We start from the raw sequence: 18696 nt of genomic DNA on the forward strand, positions 1-18696 counted from the left end.
ACAATCGGGATCATGCCTGCCCGCGGTGTACCCACGTTGACGACCTTCCCGTACGAGGAGCTGGATCAGCGCGAAGAGGACCACTGGTCCGGCGCCGCCGTAGCCGACGACGAATTGCGCGCGCTGGCGCTCGGCGCGTTCTACTCCGCGCGCTGGGACGCGTTCCACGACGCGCTGCTGCTCGGCCCCGAGCGCGAGCATCCGCTCGGCGACCGCCGCGAGCTCGCCATCGACACGCTCACCGGCGCCTGGGGCATCACCGACGCCACCGAGGCCCAGGCCTCCATGGAGCAGTTGCTGGACGGCATGCACGCGCCGCTGTACGCGCTGGTCCACCCGCTGGTGATGGCCTCGATCAACGCCAGCGAGCGGGACCGGTTCGGCGAGCGCGCCGATCGGCACCGGGCGTTCCTGCGCCAGGTCGGCTCGTTCCGCGGCATGGACAATCCGGAGGCGCTGGTCCGCGACTACGACATCTGGTCCCAGGCCATCAAGATCGGCTTCACCGATCACCTCGCCCGCCCGTTGCCCAGCGACATCCACGCGTGGGACCTGGCCCGAGTCGTCGCGGTCGCCAGGATGGCTTTCACCGCCGGCTACCTCGACGCCGATCTGGCCTGGGACTACCTGGCCCGCGCGCTGCCCATCGCGCAGGCCAAGTACCGCAACTGGCGCCAGTTCGGCGACGCCTACCTGACCGGCTGGACCTACTGGCAGGCGTGCGAAGACCTCGCCGAACTGAAAAACGGCGGGGTCGACCGCCGAATGGAGCTGCTGCGGCTGTGGATCCGTCCGACCAGCCCGTGGCGGCGGATCAGTCTGACCGTGCCGCCGGTGGTGCAACCCTGAGGCGTCAGAGCCCGTCGGGCAGCGAACGGAGAATGCCGCGGCCGTAGCGTTGGAACTGCGCGTCGTCGACCATGCCGAGCGAGTGCCGCTCGACGAGCAGTTCCCACTCCGAGTACAGCTGGGCCACACCGGGATCGGCGGGACCCGCGCCACCGTCGGCGGAGTCGCGCCGGACGGCGAAGTTCACCGCGAGGGTGACGCGTTCGGTGTCGGCTCGATCGGTACCGGTGAAATGCAGGGTGATGTTGCCGTCGTGCACATCCATCCCCGTCTCACTGCGCGCCGCACCGATCTCGCCCGCCATCGGGGGAGTGCCGTCGGTATTGCGGGCCCACAGCACGGCGGGAATGGGTAACTCGTGCGCGTAGCGCTCCCCGGTGCCGATGGAGATGAACAGCAGCCGCCCGGTCGTCGCGGCGAGCAGGCCGGGTCCGGTGCCCGCAGGCGGACGTGCGGTCGCGATCGCGGTCTCCAGCACGTACTCGTCGGGCGTGACGTAGCGGTGCAGCGCGGCGATGGCGGGTTTCGCCTCGCGGTGCGGGGCCATTCTGCGCACGGCCCGGTCCACGTCGGCCCGGGTCGGGCCGGACTTGCCCCAGGTGGGGGCGGGCGGATTCAAGTCGGGGGCGGCTACGTCGATGCGCTGGGTCGCCAGGATCTGGCCGTTGATCCGGTCCACGATCTCGGTCGCCGCGGGTACGTCGTGCTCGGCGATCAGCACGGGCAGTGGGGTGCGGTCGGCGGGCACGCCGGTCAGCACGGGTGTGGGGTATCGCAGGTAGATCTCGATGACAACGGCGTCGTCGGCGCGTCGATTCAACCGGACCTTCAACAGGTCGGTGATCGGTACGTCGAGCACCCGCTCGCCATCGGAGCCAGGCCGCAGGACGATCAATCGCCCGCGCCCGTGACGCACTATCGCTGTGGGTGTCCGTAGCTCAACTATGTCCATACCCCCTGCGCTCTGTTGGATTTGCGGTATTCACGGCGCCTTCCGTGGTTACGCTTGCTGCCTCCTCCAGCTCGTCGGGCACACCGCGGGGTTGCGTTCGCGGGTCCTCGCCGTGCTGTGCGGGGTGACGCTTCGCTGCCTCCTCCGGGCCCGTTGCTCGCCCCGCGCTTTCGGATTCACAGTGCTCGCGGGGCACTCCGGTGGTTAGGTTAGCGACCGCCTTCGTGCCTGTTACTCGCCCTGCGGTGTTGTGTCGTCGCTCACGATAGGCCGAACATGCCATGATTGTGACCAGTTGGAGTAACCCGGACCGGGGTCTTCGGGAACCACCGAGGTCCCTCCACCGTTTACCTCTTTAACTGCACCAGCAGCCGAACTGCGCGATGTATCGACTAGACCGTACGCGGTAACGTGGCATGTCCGCATCCGAACCCTCCCGGAGCCGGACGCGCCCGATGCATTGCTAGCACGAACCGGAGACACCGGAAAGGACTGGCCGGACCGGCCGACGCTCTATGAACCGCAAGACTGTGTTTCGCACCCTGGCCATAGTCTCGGGCATCTTGCTCGTGATCTATGCGTTCAGCTATTTCGGAGATGACACGCGCGGCTGGAAGAGCGTCGACACGTCTGTCGCATTGAGCCAGCTGAACGACAAGAGCAACGTCGAGAACGTTCAGATCGATGATCGTGAACAGCAACTGCGCATCGAGCTGAAGAACGGCAACGACGCGACCAGTGGCCAGAAGAAGATCATCGCCAAATACCCCGGCGGCAGCGCGAGCGCCGGGCAGGTCTTCGACGCCGTGAAGAACTCCGGCGCCAAGTACAACACCGTGGTCAAGCAGGAGAGCTGGCTCACCCAGATCCTGCTGTTCGTGTTGCCGATGATCATCCTGCTCGGCTTGTTCGTCTTCGTCATGGCCCGCATGCAGGGCGGTGGTCGCGGCGGCATGATGGGCTTCGGCAAGTCCAAGGCCAAGCAGCTGTCCAAGGACATGCCCAAGACCACCTTCGCCGATGTGGCCGGCGCCGACGAGGCCGTCGAAGAGCTCTACGAGATCAAGGACTTCCTGCAGAACCCGGTCCGCTACCAGGCTCTCGGCGCCAAGATCCCGAAGGGCGTGCTGCTGTACGGCCCGCCCGGCACCGGTAAGACGCTGCTCGCGCGCGCCGTGGCAGGCGAGGCGGGCGTGCCGTTCTTCACCATCTCCGGCTCGGACTTCGTCGAGATGTTCGTCGGCGTCGGCGCGTCGCGCGTGCGTGACCTGTTCGAACAGGCCAAACAGAACAGCCCGTGCATCATCTTCGTTGACGAGATCGACGCGGTCGGCCGCCAGCGCGGCGCAGGCCTCGGCGGTGGCCACGACGAGCGTGAACAGACGCTGAACCAGCTGCTCGTCGAGATGGACGGCTTCGGTGACCGCACCGGCGTCATCCTGATCGCGGCCACCAACCGCCCCGACATCCTGGACCCCGCGCTGCTGCGCCCCGGCCGCTTCGACCGGCAGATCCCGGTCGGCAACCCCGACCTGGCCGGTCGCCGCGCCATCCTGCGGGTGCACTCGCAGGGCAAGCCGATCTCGCCCGAGGCCGACCTCGACGGTCTGGCCAAGCGCACCGTCGGCATGTCCGGCGCCGACCTGGCCAACGTGATCAACGAGGCCGCCCTGCTCACCGCCCGGGAGAACGGCGCCGTCATCACCGGCGACGCGCTCGAGGAGTCGGTGGACCGGGTGGTCGGTGGACCGCGCCGCAAGAGCCGCATCATCAGCGAGCACGAGAAGAAGATCACCGCTTACCATGAGGGCGGCCACACCCTGGCCGCCTGGGCGATGCCGGATATCGAGCCGATCTACAAGGTGACCATCCTGGCCCGCGGCCGCACCGGCGGCCACGCCATGACGGTGCCCGAGGACGACAAGGGTCTGATGACCCGCTCGGAGATGATCGCCCGCCTGGTGATGGCGATGGGCGGCCGCGCGGCCGAGGAGCTGGTGTTCCACGAGCCGACCACCGGCGCGTCCTCCGATATCGACCAGGCCACCAAGATCGCTCGCGCGATGGTGACCGAGTACGGCATGAGCTCGCGCCTCGGCGCGGTGCGCTACGGCCAAGAAGCCGGCGATCCGTTCCTCGGCCGCTCGATGGGCCAGGCTTCGGACTACTCGCACGAGGTCGCCGGTGCCATCGACGAGGAGGTGCGCAACCTCATCGAGGCCGCGCACACCGAGGCGTGGGCCATCCTCAACGAGTACCGCGACGTGCTCGACGTGCTGGCGACGGCGCTGCTCGAGCGGGAGACGTTGCACCGCAAGGAGCTCGAAGGTCTGCTGGCCTCGGTGCAGAAGCGGCCGAGGATCACCGCGTTCAACGACTTCGGTGACCGCGTTCCGTCGACCAAGCCGCCAGTGAAGACGCCGGGCGAGCTGGCGCTGGAGCGTGGCGAGCCGTGGCCGCCGCCGGAGCAGATCCCCGCACCGCTGCCCGCGGGCGCGGCCAGGGAGAACCAGCCCGCCAACGGTTATCCGGGAGACAGCGGCTATCACCCGCAGCCGCAGTACGGCTACCCGGCGCCGCCCGCGACCGGCTACCCGACGCCGCACGACCCCGCGCAGGGCGGCTACCCGCAGCGCGGCGGCACGCACGGCTCGCGCCCGGACTACGGCGCTCCCGCCGGTTGGTCGGCCCCCGGCTGGCCGCCGCGGGACGAGCAGCAGCCCGGCCAGCCCACCGGCTGGACCGAGCCGCAGCAGCGCCAGGGTTACCAGCCGGCCTGGGGTCCGCAAGGTGGCACTCCGGACGGCGGATACGACCGTGGCAACTACGGCGAGCACCCCGGTTACGAAGAGCCGGGGCACCCGAACCCGAACGGCGAGGGTGACAAGAACGAATGGGATGGACCCAACAACGGCCGGCACTGAAGTAGGGCGGCGCTCGCGTGACCTCAGCGGTCGCGCGGGTCGCCGCCTCCGGGCCTATTGCTCGCGCCGTGCGCAGTGACGATTAGGCTCGACCATCGGGGTGCCGAGTAATTGCCGGGACCCGAGATTTTGGAGGTGTCCTCGATTGTCGGCCAACAATCACCTCGGCGGCCACGTGCTCGCCGATCCGGACGGTGTTGACGAAGACGGTTCCGGCAACGGCGTGACCAGGCCGGAGCTCATCGCTCTGGAAACCGGGCGACCGTTCGACCAGGACAGAGCCGAAGCCGCGATCCGGGAATTGCTTCTCGCTGTCGGTGAGAATCCCGACCGCCCCGGTTTGATCGACACCCCCGCGCGCGTCGCCCGCGCCTACCGCGAAATGTTCGCCGGGCTCTACGTCGAACCGGACGCGGTGCTGAACACCACGTTCGACGAGGGCCACCAGGAACTGGTGCTGGTCCGCGACATCCCCATGTACTCCACCTGTGAACATCACCTGGTGTCGTTCCACGGGGTCGCGCACGTCGGCTACATTCCCGGCAAGCACGGCCGGGTCACGGGGCTGTCCAAACTGGCCCGCCTGGTCGACCTGTACGCCAAGCGCCCCCAGGTGCAGGAACGACTGACCAGCCAGGTCGCCGACGCGGTGATGCGCAAGCTGGACCCGCGCGGCGCCATCGTGGTGATCGAGGCCGAGCACCTGTGCATGGCGATGCGCGGCATCCGCAAGCCGGGCGCGAGCACCACCACCTCGGCCGTGCGCGGTCTGCTCCAGTCCAGCCCGTCCTCGCGCTCCGAGGCCCTCGATCTCATTCTGCGGAAGTGAACGAGGATCCGATGACCGCAGGTGGGAGCAGCTTCGCGCGCGGCGGTCGCTCCTGTGTGGTGATGGGCGTCGTCAACGTCACCAGTGATTCGTTCTCCGACGGCGGTCGCTACCTCGATCCCGAGGTCGCCGTCGCGCACGGCATCGAGTTGTATGCCACCGGCGCCGACATCATCGACGTCGGCGGCGAATCGACCAGGCCGGGCGCGGTGCGGATCGACTCCGACACCGAGGCGGCCAGGGTCGTCCCGGTGATCCGCGGCTTGGTCGCGGCGGGCGTGCCGACCAGCGTCGACACCATGCGGGCCACCGTCGCCGAGGCCGCACTCGCGGCGGGCGTCTCCGTGGTGAACGACGTCTCCGGCGGCCGCGCCGATCCCGACATGGTGAAAGTCGTTGCCGCCGCCGGGGTCCCGTGGATCCTGATGCACTGGCGCGCGGGCGCGGACTACCGCCACACCGGCCCGGCCGACCACTACGACGACGTGGTCGCCGAGGTCCTCGCCGAACTGACCGCCCAGGTGGACCTGGCCGTCGCCGCGGGCGTCGACCCGGCGCGGCTGATTCTGGACCCCGGGCTCGGCTTCGCCAAGAACGCCGAGCACAACTGGGCGTTGCTCGGCGCGCTGCCCGAGCTGGTCGGCAACGGCCTGCCGATCCTCATCGGCGCCTCCCGTAAACGTTTCCTCGGCGCGCTGCTCGCCGACGATGCAGGCCCGCGCCCGCCCGACGGCCGGGAGACCGCCACCGCGACCGTCTCGGCGCTGGCCGCCTTGCACGGTGCCTGGGGTGTGCGCGTACACGATGTGCGCGCCTCGCTGGATGCCATCGCCGTCACCGACGCCTGGCAGGCCGCCGCCCGCACCGCCACCACCCACCACAGCTCGCAAGGAGCACACCGATGAATCCGACTCCCGCCGACGTCGCGCCCGATGCGGCGCAGGAGATCCGGCGCGGCGCCGACCGCATCGAGTTACGCGGCCTGCGGGCGTTCGGCCACCACGGCGTGTTCGACCACGAACGCCGCGACGGCCAGGAGTTCATCGTCGATCTGACCGTCTGGGTGGACTTTTCGGTCGCCGCCGCCTCCGACGACCTGGTCGCCACCGTGGATTACGGCCTGCTCGCCGGGAACGCCGTGCGGATCATCGAGGGCCCGCCGCGCAATCTCATCGAGACCGTGGTCTCCGAGATCGCCGACGACGTGATGACCGACCCGCGCATCAGCTCGGTCGAGGTGGTCGTGCACAAGCCGTCCGCCCCGATCCCACACACCTTCGCCGACGTGCGCGTGGTCGCCTCGCGGCATCGTGGGGAGATCGCGTGAACGGGCGAATTATGGGCGAGGCGCAGTCGTGAGCCAGCGAACCATGGGCACAGTGCCTCGAGGCACGGCGGAGCCGAGCGTCAGCGAGGCGCAGTCGTGACTCGCGCCGTCCTCTCCATCGGTTCCAACATGGGGGACCGGCTCGCCCATCTGCGCAGTGTGGTCGAGGGTTTCGGCGAGCGGGTGGTCGCGGTGTCGCCGGTGTACTCGACCCCGCCGTGGGGCGGCGTCGAACAGGACGACTACCTCAATGCCATTGTCGTGGTGGATGATCCGGAGCTCGACTGCACCGAGTGGCTGCGCCGCGGCCAGCGGCTCGAGCAGGCCGCCGATCGGGTCCGCGAAGTGCGCTGGGGCGCACGGACACTCGACGTCGACGTGATCTGGTGCGCGGAGCGGGTGGACGGCGAGTTCGTCGTGGTCCGCAGCACCGACCCGGAGCTGACGTTGCCCCATCCGCAGGCGCATCGTCGCGCGTTCGTCTTGGTCCCGTGGCTGGATGTGGCGCCGGACGCGGTGCTCGAGGTCGACGGCAGCGCTCAGGCGGTCACGGACCTGCTCGATGAGCTGCCGGTCGCCGAGCGCACCGGCGTGCGGCGCACCGAGCTTTCCCTATTGCCCGGCGCCGGAGGATCGGCCTCGTGCAGTTGAAACCCACCCGGATTCTGGACTTGGCGGCGAACGTGATCATCGCCGCTCTGGTCGCGTGGGTCGCGACGCGGATGGCTTACGACAGTTTTCCGCCGATCTCGACCTTCGCGGGCGCGTCGCTGTATCCGGTCGCGGCCATCGAGGCGGTGCTGGCGTTCGTGATCCGGGCCAGGGTGAACGACAACCAGCTCGGCAACGGCAGGCATCAGCTGCATCCGATCACTGCGGCGCGGGCGGTCGCGCTGGCCAAGGCGTCGCTGCAAGTCGGTTCGATCGCCGCTGGGGTGTGGCTCGGATTCCTCTGCTGGGTGTACCCGCAGCGGGGCACCTCGGGTGCGGCCGCGGCGGACAGCCCCGGCGCGATCGTCGGGATGCTGGCGGGGGTCGCTTTGGTTGCTGCGGCCCTGTGGCTCGAGTATTGCTGCCGGGCTCCCGACGACCCAACCGATGATCCGGCAACCACTTAGCAAATTATTGGTTCGGAATTGCCGCACCGAGTTGTGGGCGCGACGAGTCGATCAAGCTACCCTGGCTTGCATGGTTTCACCCTCCCGTACCAGCACTTCCCGTCGACGGCGGGACGACGCGGGAAAATTGTTCATCGGCGTATTGATTGTGCTCGGTCTGGTTGCCAGCGTTTTCCTGGTCTTCAGCAACAGCTTGCAGTTCGTCCGGATCGGTCTTGTCGCGGCCCTGTGGGCGGCGGTCATCGGCGCATTAGCTGCGACGAGATATCGCAAGGAAGCGACGATCGACAAGGCTAAGGTTCGCGATCTTCAAACGGTTTACGAGTTGCAGCTCGAGCGTGAGGTCACCGCCAGACGCGAATTCGAGCTCGGTATCGAGGCCAGGGTGCGCGAGGAAGTCGGCGCCGACGCCACCGAGCTGGCCGCGCTGCGCGCCGAACTCACCGTGCTCCGGACGAGTCTGCAGCGGCTGTTCGACGGCGATCTGCCGATGGATCGCCCCGCATTGCGGGCCGACGCGACCCGGATTCAGGAGCTGACCAGCACGGTCGGCGACCCGGCGAACAATAGCTCCGCGAATGCCGGACCCTGGTCCGGGCCGGCGAACCAGCAACCGCGCAGCAGTGTCACCCCGGTCTTCGTCCCCGATCATCCGGAGCCGCCGCAGTTCGCCAGCCCCTTCGACGATCCGGTCACCGCCGAGACCTCCGCGGTCTCCATCGAAGACGCGACGGCGAACGATGCCGACGTCGCCGAAGTCGCGGACACCGACGCGCCCGGCCCCGAAAAGCGCACCGATGAGGCGGAGCAGTCCGGATGGTCGGACGCCTTCACCGAGGGCCCGGTCATCCAGCCGACTCCCGCGCCGAAGCCCGCCCCCAGGCCCGCCCCGTCCTATCAGACGACCCGGCCCTCGGCTTGGCCGACGACCGAGGGCCCGACCGTCGGCACCGCCAGCTCGCGCAGGCGGCGGCGCGCCGAGACCGAGGCGAACTCCGACATGCCCGAGCGCAGGTTGTCGGTGGCCGAGATCATGGCGAACCTGCAATCCGAGGAGCAGAGCCGCGACCGGCGCTGATGGGTGTCTTGTAAATCACTGCCCAGGGCCGTGGCACTGGCAAACATCGGGCCGATATTCTCGATGACGTACGTCCGGTACCCGCAAGGCGGGACTGGAACGAAATCGAGAGGACACTGTTGACCTCGAGAAGCGTGAATCCTGACGACGCGCCTTCGGGCTTTCCCGTGTCGAGCGACCCGCAATCGGTGGCGAACGGCGACCCCGCGCCCGCCCGCCTGACGGTGGGCATCGTCTCGGCGGGACGCGTCGGCTCCGCCCTCGGTGCGGCACTCGAGCGCGCCGGACACGTGGTGTTCGGTGTCGCCGCGATCTCCGATGCCTCGGTGCGGCGCGCGCAGAACCGCCTGCCCGACTCGGAGATCCTGCCGGTCGAGGACGTGGCCGCGCGCAGCGAGCTGCTGGTGCTCGCCGTGCCCGACACCGAGCTGGCCGGTCTGGCCCGCGGCCTGGCCGGCGCGAAGGTGGTCCGGCCCGGCACGATCGTCGCGCACACCTCCGGCGCCAACGGCGTCGGCGTGCTCGCCCCGCTGGCCGACATCGGTGCCATGCCGTTGGCCATTCATCCGGCGATGACCTTCACCGGTCACGACGAAGACATCACCCGCTTGAGCAACGCCTGCTTCGGCATCACCGCGGCCGACGAGATCGGCTATGCCATCGCGCAGGCGCTGGTGATCGAGATGGGCGGCGAGCCGGTGCGGGTGCAGGAGCACAACCGCGCGCTCTATCACGCCGCGCTCGCGCACGGCAGCAATCACCTGGTCACGCTGATCGTGGATGCCGTTGCCGCACTGCGGGTCGCGCTGGACGGGCCCGGACTGCTCGGGCAGCAGCTCGTCGACGATCAGCCGAACGGGCTGGCCGAGCGACTGCTCGCGCCGCTCGCCTCGGCCGCGCTGGACAACGCGCTGCGGCGCGGGCAGTCCGCGCTCACCGGCCCGGTGGCCCGCGGCGACGCGGACGCCGTCGCCGCCCATCTGACCGCACTGGAATCCGTCGACCCGCGCCTGGCCGAGGGCTATCGCGCGCTGTCGCTGCGGACCGCCGAACGGGCGGGCACCAATCCCGCCGTCATCGAACTGTTGAAAGGGCGCTGATGTTCGACCCGAAATTGCGCGGCGCTTATAAGCCCGGCGAGTTGACCGTGCACCACGATCCCGCCGTGCTCACCCAGGTGTCCACCGCACTGCGCAGCGTCGGCCGCACCGTCGCGCTGGTGCCGACGATGGGTGCGCTGCACGAGGGCCATCTGGAGATCGTGCGGCTGGCCAAGAAGAACAATCAGGTCGTCATCGTCTCGATCTTCGTGAATCCCTTGCAGTTCGGCGCGAACGAGGACCTCGACAAATACCCGCGCACCCTCGACGCCGACGTCGAGTTGCTGCGCGCGGAGGGGGTCGGGCTGGTGTTCGCGCCGAGCGTGGCCGAGATGTATCCGGACGGCCCGCGCACCACCGTGCAGCCGGGCCCGATCGGCGCCGAGCTCGAAGGCGCCAGCAGGCCGACGCATTTCGCGGGCATGCTGACCGTGGTCGCGAAGCTGCTGCAGATCGCGCGGCCGACCGAGGTGTACTTCGGCGAGAAGGATTACCAGCAGCTCACGCTGATCCGGCAGATGGTCCGTGACCTGAACTTCGACGTGAAGATCAAGGCGGTGGCCACCGTGCGCGAGCACGACGGCCTGGCCATGTCCTCGCGCAACCGGTTTCTCGATGCGGCACAGCGTGAATCGGCGCTCGGCCTGTCGGCGGCGCTGGCCGCGGGCAGGCATGCGGGCGGCCTCGGTCCGGACGCGGTGCTCGCCGCGGCCAGCCAGGTGCTCGACGCGGTGCCGGGCATCGAGGTCGACTACCTCGAATTGCGTTCCACCACACTCGAACCCGCCCCGGCGACCGGAAATGCCCGGCTGCTCGTCGCCGCCAGGGTCGGCCCGACCCGGCTGATCGACAATGTCGCCGTCACCCTCGGCGCGCCGATCGACGGCCACCCCAACGTCTCCGCCGAGCGGATCTCCCAGCCTGCCTAGGCGACTCACCAACGAAAGGCCGACGCAATGCTGCGCACCATGATGAAGTCGAAGATCCACCGTGCCACGGTGACCCACGCCGACCTGCACTACGTCGGCTCGGTGACGGTGGACCAGGATCTGCTCGACGCCGCGGATCTGCTCGAAGGCGAGCAGGTCTGCATCGTCGACATCGACAACGGCGCCCGCCTGGAGACCTATGTCATCGCAGGCGAACGCGGATCCGGCGTGATCGGCATCAACGGCGCCGCCGCCCATTTGGTCCACCCCGGTGATCTGGTCATCCTGATCGCCTACGGCCAGCTGAACGAGCAGGAAATCGCCGAATACGACCCGAAGGTCGTTTTCGTGGACGAGCGCAATCGCCCGATCGAACTCGGCTCCGATCCGGCGCACGCTCCCGAAGGCTCCGGGCTGACCTCGCCGCGCTCCCTGTCGCTGGCCTGATCGGGCCGCGCCGGACATGCTGCTGACCATCGACGTCCGCAATACCAGTATTGTGCTCGGCCTGTTCTCGGGCAGCGGCGCGCATTCGAAACTGGTGCGGCACTGGCGGATCCACACCAATCCGCTGCTGACCGCCGACGAATTCGCCATGCAGGTGCGTGGCCTGATCGGCGCGCAACTCGACGAGGTGATCGGAGTTTCCGCGCTGGCCACGGTGCCGCCGGTGCTGCGGGAACTGCGCACGATGCTGACCCAGTATTGGGGCAATGTGCCGCACGTACTGGTGGAGCCGGGCGTGCGCACGGGTATTCCGCTGCTGGTGGACAACCCGAAAGAGGTGGGCGCGGACCGGATCGTGAACTGTCTCGCCGCCTATCAGCACTATTCTTCGCCTGCGATCGTTATCGATTTCGGTACCGCGATCTGTGTCGACCTGGTTTCGGCCAAAGGCGAGTTCCTCGGCGGCATCATCGCCCCAGGTGTGGAGATATCGACCGAAGCCCTGGTGGAGCGCAGTGCGCTGCGCCGCGTCGAGCTGGCAAGGCCGCGTTCGGTGCTCGGTAAGAACAGTATGGAGGCCATGCAGTCCGGCGCGGTGTTCGGTTTCGCCGGCATGGTGGACGGGCTGATCGACCGGATTCGCGACGAATTCGAGGCGTTTGCCGGCAGTGACGTCGCGGTGGTCGCAACGGGCCCGAGCGCGGCGCTGATCGTCCCGGAATCGGAGACCATCGACGATCACGACCCCTATCTCACGCTCACCGGCCTGCGTCTCGTATACGAGCGAAACCAGCGCCGCAAGGGTGGTGTCTGATTCTCGCGGTGTCGGATTTGTCGCACCGCGCGGTGCTTGCCGGTACCGCGCGGGATGCTGCTACACTCGCCGCTGTGTATTTCCGCGTGCGCACTCAGGAGTGTTGTCGAGGCTGACCTGGCCTCGACCGATCGAGGCTGACTATCGCCCTCGACCGTTCGCAACCTCCTGGAGATTCGCTCATGCGTTCTTCCGTTCTCTCCCTTTCCTCGGCCCGGGATGCCTTTTCGGCCAGCCCGCCGCTGGACCGTGCCGTGGCCTCCGCATTGCCGACGCGTCTGCGTCCCGCCGATTTATTGCGGCTGACCGATGAAGGCGCCGAGGACGTGCTGGCCGGACGCTACGACCACCTCCTCCCCACCGATGGCATTTGGCCCTCCGATGAACGCTGGGCGGCCCGCCTGCTCACCGACGACGAAGTGGATGTCTGGCTGATCAGCTGGACACCGGGGAAATCGACCGAACTGCACGACCATGCGGGCTCGCTCGGCGCCCTGACCGTACTCAGCGGCGCCCTTTCCGAATTCCGCTGGAACGGAACCGAACTGCGCCGGCGGGTACTCGGCGCGGGCGATCAAGCGTCGTTCCCGATCGGCTGGGTGCACGACGTGATGCGTGCCCCGGCGCATTCGGTGGCCGACAGCGCCACCGATGCGCCATTGGATCCCGCACTGCTCGAACCCACGCTCAGCGTGCACGCCTATTCTCCGCCGCTCACCGCCATGTCCTATTACGAGGTCACCGGCCACGGCACCCTGCGGCGCACCCGAACCGTTCTCACCGACCAGCCCGAAGGTGATATGTAATGAGCGAACGTTTGACCATCGACCAGATGCTCGACAACGCGCGCGCCCAGCTGAACCGGATCTATGCCTTCGAATTGCCGAAGGCGCTCGCCAGGGGCGCGATTCTGGTGGACATCCGGCCGCAGGCCCAGCGGGTGCGTGAAGGCGCGTTGCCGGGTGCGCTGGTGATCGAGCGGAATGTGCTGGAATGGCGGCTCGATCCGACCAGTTCGGCTCGTTTGGCGCTGGCCACCGATCATGATGTGGAATGGATCATCGCCTGCTCCGAGGGCTATACCTCCAGCCTTGCCGCGGCCGCGCTGCAGCAACTCGGGCTGCACCGGGCGACCGATCTGGTTGGCGGCTATCACGCATTGAAGGCGGCGGGTCTACTGCACATCGGAATCCGGGCGCCGCACTTCGCGCGTGAGGTGGACGCGCTCGCCTCGCTGTAATTGGCGGCAACGCTTCCATCTCGAATCATCAGGTCGCACAGTAGGTTTCGTGCGCCCATCGATGCATGCTCGCTATTCCTGGTGATTACGGTGCGCGCAAATCCGGCGGGCAAAGCGGTCTCGTGCCGAGACCGATTCGTTACTCCGTGAGCTAGGCCGGGCGGGCCGCAAAACGATTTCCGGTGCACGCTAGGGTTGTTGGATGTGAGCACCACCAACACTCCCTCGTCCAGCGATCCCGCATCGGATTCGCGGCCTGCCGTGGCGTCCGACGCCGACGACGCACCCGAACAGATACGGATTCGCAAGGAGAAGCGGGAGCGGCTGCTCGCGGACGGCGGCGATGCGTATCCCGTGGTCGTGCCGCGCACGCATACCCTCGCCGAAATTCGCGCCGCATATCCGGATCTTGCTCCGGACACCCAGACCGGGCTGCAGGCCGGTGTCGCTGGTCGCGTCATATTCATGCGTAATACCGGCAAGCTGTGTTTCGCCACGCTGCAGGAGGGCGACGGCACCAAGCTGCAGGCGATGATCAGCTTGAACGGTGTCGGCGCCGAGGCGCTCGCGGCCTGGAAGGCCGATGTCGACCTCGGTGACTTCGTTTTCGTGCACGGCGAGGTGATCTCGTCGCGGACCGGAGAATTGAGCGTCATGGCCGATTCCTGGTTCATGGCGGCCAAGTCGCTGCGGCCGCTGCCGGTGGCGCACAAGGAGATGAACGAGGAGTCGCGGGTCCGGCAGCGCTATGTCGATCTGATCGTGCGCCCGGAAGCCAGGGAAATGGCGCGCACCCGGATCGCGGTGGTGCGCGCGATGCGCAATGCGCTCGAGCGCCGCGGTTTCCTCGAGGTGGAGACGCCGATGCTGCAGACGCTGCACGGCGGCGCGGCGGCCCGGCCGTTCGTCACCCATTCCAATGCCCTGGATATCGATCTCTACCTGCGCATCGCGCCGGAGCTGTTCCTGAAGCGCTGCGTGGTCGGCGGGCTGGAGCAGGTCTTCGAGATCAACCGGAACTTCCGCAACGAGGGTTCGGACTCCACGCATTCTCCGGAGTTCGCGATGCTGGAAACCTATGAGGCGTACGGCACCTACGACGACTCGGCCCGGATGACCCGGGAATTGGTCCAGGAAGTGGCCCAGGAGGTGTTCGGCACCCAGGTGGTGACGCTGGCCGACGGCACCGAATACGACCTGCGTGGCGAGTGGGCGACCGTCGAGATGTACCCGTCGCTCTCCGACGCCCTCGGCGTGTCCGTGACACCGGAAACGTCGATAGCCGAATTGCGTGCCCTCGCCGATCGGGTCGGTCTGGAAATTCCCGAGGACAAGGGCTACGGCCACGGCAAACTCGTTGAGGAACTCTGGGAACACCAGTACGGCGACAAGCTGTACGCACCGACTTTCGTGCGTGACTTCCCGGTGGAGACCTCACCGCTCACCAGGCAACATCGCACCAAGGCCGGGGTCACCGAGAAGTGGGACCTCTATGTCCGTGGCTTCGAGTTGGCTACTGGCTATTCGGAGTTGGTCGATCCGGTGATCCAGCGCGAGCGCTTCGTGGATCAGGCGCGACTGGCCGCGCAAGGCGACGACGAAGCGATGGCGCTGGACGAGGACTTCCTTGCCGCGATGGAGCATGGCATGCCGCCGACCACCGGCACGGGTATGGGAATCGATCGTCTGTTGATGGCGTTGACGGGTCTCGGAATCCGGGAAACAATACTGTTCCCAATTGTGCGGCCGGTCACTCGCTGACCGGCTGATTGCAAAATCTCGGCCTCGTCTTGGAAAATTTGGAATTCGAGGTATTCTTGCCTCGGGTAATCGGCCTAGTATGCGGGTCGCACGATTTCGAGAGGACGTTCATCTCATGGCAAAGAAGGTCACCGTTAGCCTGATCGACGATGTCGATGGTGAGTCCATCGCGGACGAGACCATCGAGTTTGCGATCGACGGTGTTTCGTACGAGATCGACCTGTCGTCGGCGAATGCCGCGAAGCTGCGTGACGGGCTGGAGGAGTGGGTTTCGAGCGCGCGTCGCGTGAGTGGCCGCCGCCGGACCAAGGCCGCTGCGACCGCGACGGGTGCCCCGAAGAGTCGGGTCTCGATCGACCGGGAACAAAGTGCAGCAATTCGCGAGTGGGCTCGTCGGAATGGACACAAGGTGTCCGCGCGGGGGCGTATCTCCGCCGACATCACCGATGCGTACAACAAGGCCGCGAAGGGTTAGTTTCATATTTTTCAGCCGCCGTCCCAGCGAATCGTGCGACGCCGGGGCGGCGGTTTTCTCTTTCTCCGGTGGCTCATAGGCTGCTGATATAACCGCGCCGCGCGATGACACGCAGGGAGAAGTGGCGCGCGGATCGATCTTGCTCGTGGTTCGGGGACGCGGCACCATGGAAACGTGCGACGGTCACTGACGGTATGGAGAGGCGAGGTATCAGCGCAGTGACTGGATTCGTCGGATCATTTTTGCGATTCCAAGATGACACGGGTCGCCAGCAGGAACTCATGCTCTCCGCCGAGCGCGAGCGGGTGACGATCGGGCGCTCCCCGCAGGCCGACCTCGCGCTGCCGTGGGACGCCGAGGTGTCCAGGCTGCACGCGGCGATCGAATATCTCGGTGCCCAGTGGACGATCGTGGACGACGGGCTTTCGCGCAACGGCACTTTCGTCAACGGCGACCGTCTGGTCGGCAGGCGCAGGCTGATGGCGGGCGACGTCATCCGGGTCGGCACCTCGCGGGTGTCCTTTCACGATTTCGGCGGCGTGGCCGACGACATCACCCGCGTCTCCAGCGGGACGGTGCCGCCCAACTTCCGTCAGCTCACCGAAACCCAGCGTTCGGTGCTGATCGCGCTGTGCCGTCCGTACAAGAACGGCGCGGCCTTCGCGACGCCCGCGTCCAATCAGCAGATCGCCGAGGAACTTTTCCTCAGTGTCGACGCGATCAAGACGCACCTGCGCGCGCTGTTCGCCAAGTTCGGCGTCGAGGACCTGCCGCAAAACGCGAAGCGGGTCCGGCTGGCGTTCCTGGCAATCCAAAGCGGACTCATCTCCGACCGGGACCTGTGACGTTCCGGTAGACGATCGCTTAGGCGGCCGAGTGTCTCGGCCATGGAGAGCCGTGCCGACACCGGCTTGACTGATACCCAGCGAACCGGAGCGATGAGGGCTCCGGTCGGGGATTGTCCTCAGGAGGAATTATGACCGCCGCACGCCTGATCACCTTGGTCGCGGCCATCCTGGCCACCGGATTGATCGCGGGCCTTTTCTACGGCTACGCGAACTCGGTGATGCCTGCGCTGAACCAGACCGACGACCGCACGATGATCGAGGTGATGCAGAAGATCAACGTGGTCATCATCAATCCGGTCTTCATGATCGGGTTCCTCGGCACCGTCGGCTTCTCCATCCTGGCCGCGGCGCTGCACCTGGGTAAGGATCAGCGCACCACGTTGATCTGGATCGGGGTCGGCTTGGCCATCAACATCATTGCGTTCGCGGTCACCTCCGGTCTGAATGTGCCGTTGAACGACCGGCTGATGGCCGCAGGCGATCCGTCTCAGATCGCCGACCTGGCGGCGGTCCGCGCCGACTTCGAGGCCACCTGGGTCCGGTGGAACATCGTCCGCGCGGTGCTGCACACGCTGGCCTTCCTGGTGCTCTGCGGTGCGCTTTTCGTGTCCGGTATGCAGCAGGGCAAGGCGAACGCCGCGGCGGCGCCCGCGTCCGGTCAGCAGGTGGCGCAGGGTCACTTCCCGGGCCAGTCGGGTCAGTTTCCCGGCCAGTCGGGTGCCCCGACCTATCGGTAGCGCTGGATATCAACCGCCACAACCATTTTCGCGACTCGACCCCGCCTGGGACACGCTGCACGGTAACTTTCTGGAACACGTTCCAGATTTGGAGGCCCCGTGCGGCGTATCCCAGGCTTTTCGTTGCTCCTGTTCGTACTGGCCGCGCTGTGGATCACCGCGGCGAGCCCCGCGCAGGCCGAGCGGTATCCGGTCGACTACAACTTCTTCGCAGGAATCCCGAACGAACTGGCGCAGCCGGGCGGCTCGCTGCCCGGCGCCAACGACTGGAGCTGCCGACCCAGCGCCGCGCATCCGAACCCGGTGGTGCTCGCGCACGGTACCGGCGGTGGGGCGCAGACGAATTGGGGTGTATACGCGCCGCTGCTGGCCAATCAGGGCTACTGCGTGTACGCGATGACCTACGGCGCCTACGACCTGCCCTGGCCCATCTCGGCCATCGGCGGCATGTTGCCAATGGAGCAGAGCGCTCCCCAGTTCGCCGCCTTCGTGGACCGGGTGCTCGCCGCGACCGGCGCGCGGAAAGTCGACATCGTCGGTCACTCACAGGGCAATTTCATCGGCAACTACTTCGTCAAACGGCTCGGCGGCGCGGCGAAGGTGGACAAACTGGTCGCCATCGCACCGCCGTGGCTCGGCTCGAACGTCGCGGGCGTCGCCGAGATCGCGGCCTTCAGTCAGCGCCTCGGCGCCGGACCGGCCTTCGACGCGCTGGTCGGCTCGCTGTGCCAGGCCTGTCGCCAGGTCTTTGCCGGCTCGGACTTCGTGCGGGCACTGAACGCGGACGGCGTCTACCACCCGGCGGTCACCTACACCAATATCGCCACCCGCCTGGACGAACTCGTCGTGCCCTACACGTCGGGGCTGGTGCCGGGGCCGAACGTGACGAATATTGTGGTCCAGGACGGCTGCGCCGAGGACTTCTCCGAGCACGCGGGCATCGCGGGCAGCCCACGCGCCGCGGCGTATGTGCTCAACGCCCTCGACCCGGCCCATCCGCAGGACGTGCCGTGCGGTTTCATCCCGCCGTTCACCGGGTAGCACCCCGGCGAGCGCCCGATCCGGACAATGTTGTTCGCTGAGGGCAAAACCCGATTCGGAAACGAATAGTGCAACGCTCACGTTATGAGTGAATGACCGTGCTGACGCTGGTCGCCAATAGGGTGGACTGGCGGCGGCAGTATCCCCCGCCAACTAGAGTGGAGGCGGGGGCCGCAACCCCCGGGCTTCATGGCAGGCTGACGCCCACGGTTGTTACACAGCACACT

General features: G+C 67.4%; 20 protein-coding genes. 19 read left to right on the forward strand and 1 reads right to left on the reverse strand.

The window, feature by feature from the left end; all coding sequences use genetic code 11:
* Positions 1-12 precede the first annotated feature (12 nt).
* Positions 13-849, forward strand: a complete 837-nt coding sequence (locus tag DMB37_RS23085) for a DUF1266 domain-containing protein (RefSeq protein ID WP_107653827.1) — start codon at positions 13-15, stop codon at positions 847-849.
* 4 nt (positions 850-853) lie between these two features.
* Here DMB37_RS23085 and DMB37_RS23090 read toward each other — a convergent pair whose 3' ends face one another.
* A complete protein-coding gene (locus DMB37_RS23090) occupies positions 854-1708 on the reverse strand; it encodes a hypothetical protein (protein ID WP_240771629.1) in 855 nt (284 codons plus the stop codon).
* A gap of 608 nt (positions 1709-2316) precedes the next feature.
* On the opposite strand from DMB37_RS23090, the gene ftsH reads away from it, so the two are divergent.
* From ftsH to DMB37_RS23180, 18 genes are all read left to right on the forward strand, one after another.
* A complete protein-coding gene (gene ftsH, locus DMB37_RS23095) occupies positions 2317-4725 on the forward strand; it encodes an ATP-dependent zinc metalloprotease FtsH (protein WP_135234484.1) in 2409 nt (802 codons plus the stop codon).
* A 175-nt stretch (positions 4726-4900) separates the two neighbouring features.
* Positions 4901-5554 carry a GTP cyclohydrolase I FolE gene (folE, locus tag DMB37_RS23100; protein ID WP_370465419.1) on the forward strand — a complete coding sequence of 218 codons (654 nt, stop codon included), beginning with the start codon at positions 4901-4903 and terminating at the stop codon, positions 5552-5554.
* 11 nt (positions 5555-5565) lie between these two features.
* Complete coding sequence (gene folP / locus DMB37_RS23105) at positions 5566-6459, forward strand: dihydropteroate synthase (RefSeq protein WP_186818343.1); 894 nt, start codon at positions 5566-5568, stop codon at positions 6457-6459.
* Positions 6456-6881 (forward strand): dihydroneopterin aldolase, encoded by a 426-nt coding sequence (gene folB / locus DMB37_RS23110; protein ID WP_135234486.1) that lies wholly within the window; start codon positions 6456-6458, stop codon positions 6879-6881. Before folP ends, folB begins: the two co-directional genes overlap by 4 nt.
* A gap of 96 nt (positions 6882-6977) precedes the next feature.
* Complete coding sequence (gene folK, locus DMB37_RS23115; RefSeq protein ID WP_135234487.1) at positions 6978-7532, forward strand: 2-amino-4-hydroxy-6-hydroxymethyldihydropteridine diphosphokinase; 555 nt, start codon at positions 6978-6980, stop codon at positions 7530-7532.
* Complete coding sequence (locus DMB37_RS23120; protein ID WP_135237775.1) at positions 7529-7999, forward strand: DUF3180 domain-containing protein; 471 nt, start codon at positions 7529-7531, stop codon at positions 7997-7999. The genes folK and DMB37_RS23120 overlap by 4 nt, the downstream gene beginning before the upstream one ends.
* Before the next feature lie 70 nt (positions 8000-8069).
* The gene (locus tag DMB37_RS23125) at positions 8070-9077 is read left to right on the forward strand and encodes a DUF6779 domain-containing protein (RefSeq protein ID WP_135234488.1); all 1008 of its coding nucleotides are present in this window, start codon (positions 8070-8072) and stop codon (positions 9075-9077) included.
* Positions 9078-9265: 188 nt separating this feature from the next.
* Positions 9266-10177 carry a Rossmann-like and DUF2520 domain-containing protein gene (locus DMB37_RS23130; protein ID WP_135237776.1) on the forward strand — a complete coding sequence of 304 codons (912 nt, stop codon included), beginning with the start codon at positions 9266-9268 and terminating at the stop codon, positions 10175-10177.
* Complete coding sequence (gene panC / locus DMB37_RS23135) at positions 10177-11106, forward strand: pantoate--beta-alanine ligase (protein ID WP_135234489.1); 930 nt, start codon at positions 10177-10179, stop codon at positions 11104-11106. The genes DMB37_RS23130 and panC overlap by 1 nt, the downstream gene beginning before the upstream one ends.
* A gap of 27 nt (positions 11107-11133) precedes the next feature.
* Positions 11134-11553 carry an aspartate 1-decarboxylase gene (panD, locus tag DMB37_RS23140; RefSeq protein ID WP_135234490.1) on the forward strand — a complete coding sequence of 140 codons (420 nt, stop codon included), beginning with the start codon at positions 11134-11136 and terminating at the stop codon, positions 11551-11553.
* Between the two features lie 16 nt (positions 11554-11569).
* Positions 11570-12367, forward strand: a complete 798-nt coding sequence (locus DMB37_RS23145; protein ID WP_107653836.1) for a type III pantothenate kinase — start codon at positions 11570-11572, stop codon at positions 12365-12367.
* A 182-nt stretch (positions 12368-12549) separates the two neighbouring features.
* Complete coding sequence (locus tag DMB37_RS23150; protein WP_135234491.1) at positions 12550-13173, forward strand: cysteine dioxygenase family protein; 624 nt, start codon at positions 12550-12552, stop codon at positions 13171-13173.
* Between the two features lie 11 nt (positions 13174-13184).
* A complete protein-coding gene (locus tag DMB37_RS23155; protein ID WP_107659964.1) occupies positions 13185-13607 on the forward strand; it encodes a rhodanese-like domain-containing protein in 423 nt (140 codons plus the stop codon).
* A gap of 261 nt (positions 13608-13868) precedes the next feature.
* A complete protein-coding gene (lysS, locus tag DMB37_RS23160; protein ID WP_135237777.1) occupies positions 13869-15368 on the forward strand; it encodes a lysine--tRNA ligase in 1500 nt (499 codons plus the stop codon).
* A 115-nt stretch (positions 15369-15483) separates the two neighbouring features.
* The gene (locus tag DMB37_RS23165; protein WP_107653839.1) at positions 15484-15843 is read left to right on the forward strand and encodes an Lsr2 family protein; all 360 of its coding nucleotides are present in this window, start codon (positions 15484-15486) and stop codon (positions 15841-15843) included.
* 281 nt (positions 15844-16124) lie between these two features.
* Positions 16125-16688, forward strand: coding sequence for an FHA domain-containing protein (locus DMB37_RS23170; protein ID WP_228542497.1), 564 nt, complete (start codon positions 16125-16127; stop codon positions 16686-16688).
* 131 nt (positions 16689-16819) lie between these two features.
* A complete protein-coding gene (locus DMB37_RS23175) occupies positions 16820-17428 on the forward strand; it encodes a DUF1772 domain-containing protein (protein ID WP_135234493.1) in 609 nt (202 codons plus the stop codon).
* Positions 17429-17527: 99 nt separating this feature from the next.
* Positions 17528-18469: a triacylglycerol lipase gene (locus tag DMB37_RS23180; RefSeq protein ID WP_135234494.1), complete on the forward strand. Its 942-nt coding sequence runs from the start codon at positions 17528-17530 to the stop codon at positions 18467-18469.
* Positions 18470-18696 lie beyond the last annotated feature (227 nt).

It is taken from the genome of Nocardia sp. CS682, from assembly GCF_004634405.1.
Classification (GTDB): domain Bacteria; phylum Actinomycetota; class Actinomycetes; order Mycobacteriales; family Mycobacteriaceae; genus Nocardia; species Nocardia ninae.

Coding starts and splice junctions, on each gene's coding strand:
- DMB37_RS23085 (WP_107653827.1), top strand. CDS start 13: ATGCCTGCCCGCGGTGTACCCACGTTGACGACCTTCCCGTACGAGGAG.
- ftsH (WP_135234484.1), top strand. CDS start 2,317: ATGAACCGCAAGACTGTGTTTCGCACCCTGGCCATAGTCTCGGGCATC.
- folP (WP_186818343.1), top strand. CDS start 5,566: ATGACCGCAGGTGGGAGCAGCTTCGCGCGCGGCGGTCGCTCCTGTGTG.
- folB (WP_135234486.1), top strand. CDS start 6,456: ATGAATCCGACTCCCGCCGACGTCGCGCCCGATGCGGCGCAGGAGATC.
- DMB37_RS23125 (WP_135234488.1), top strand. CDS start 8,070: ATGGTTTCACCCTCCCGTACCAGCACTTCCCGTCGACGGCGGGACGAC.
- panC (WP_135234489.1), top strand. CDS start 10,177: ATGTTCGACCCGAAATTGCGCGGCGCTTATAAGCCCGGCGAGTTGACC.
- panD (WP_135234490.1), top strand. CDS start 11,134: ATGCTGCGCACCATGATGAAGTCGAAGATCCACCGTGCCACGGTGACC.
- DMB37_RS23145 (WP_107653836.1), top strand. CDS start 11,570: ATGCTGCTGACCATCGACGTCCGCAATACCAGTATTGTGCTCGGCCTG.
- DMB37_RS23150 (WP_135234491.1), top strand. CDS start 12,550: ATGCGTTCTTCCGTTCTCTCCCTTTCCTCGGCCCGGGATGCCTTTTCG.
- DMB37_RS23165 (WP_107653839.1), top strand. CDS start 15,484: ATGGCAAAGAAGGTCACCGTTAGCCTGATCGACGATGTCGATGGTGAG.
- DMB37_RS23170 (WP_228542497.1), top strand. CDS start 16,125: ATGCTCTCCGCCGAGCGCGAGCGGGTGACGATCGGGCGCTCCCCGCAG.
- DMB37_RS23175 (WP_135234493.1), top strand. CDS start 16,820: ATGACCGCCGCACGCCTGATCACCTTGGTCGCGGCCATCCTGGCCACC.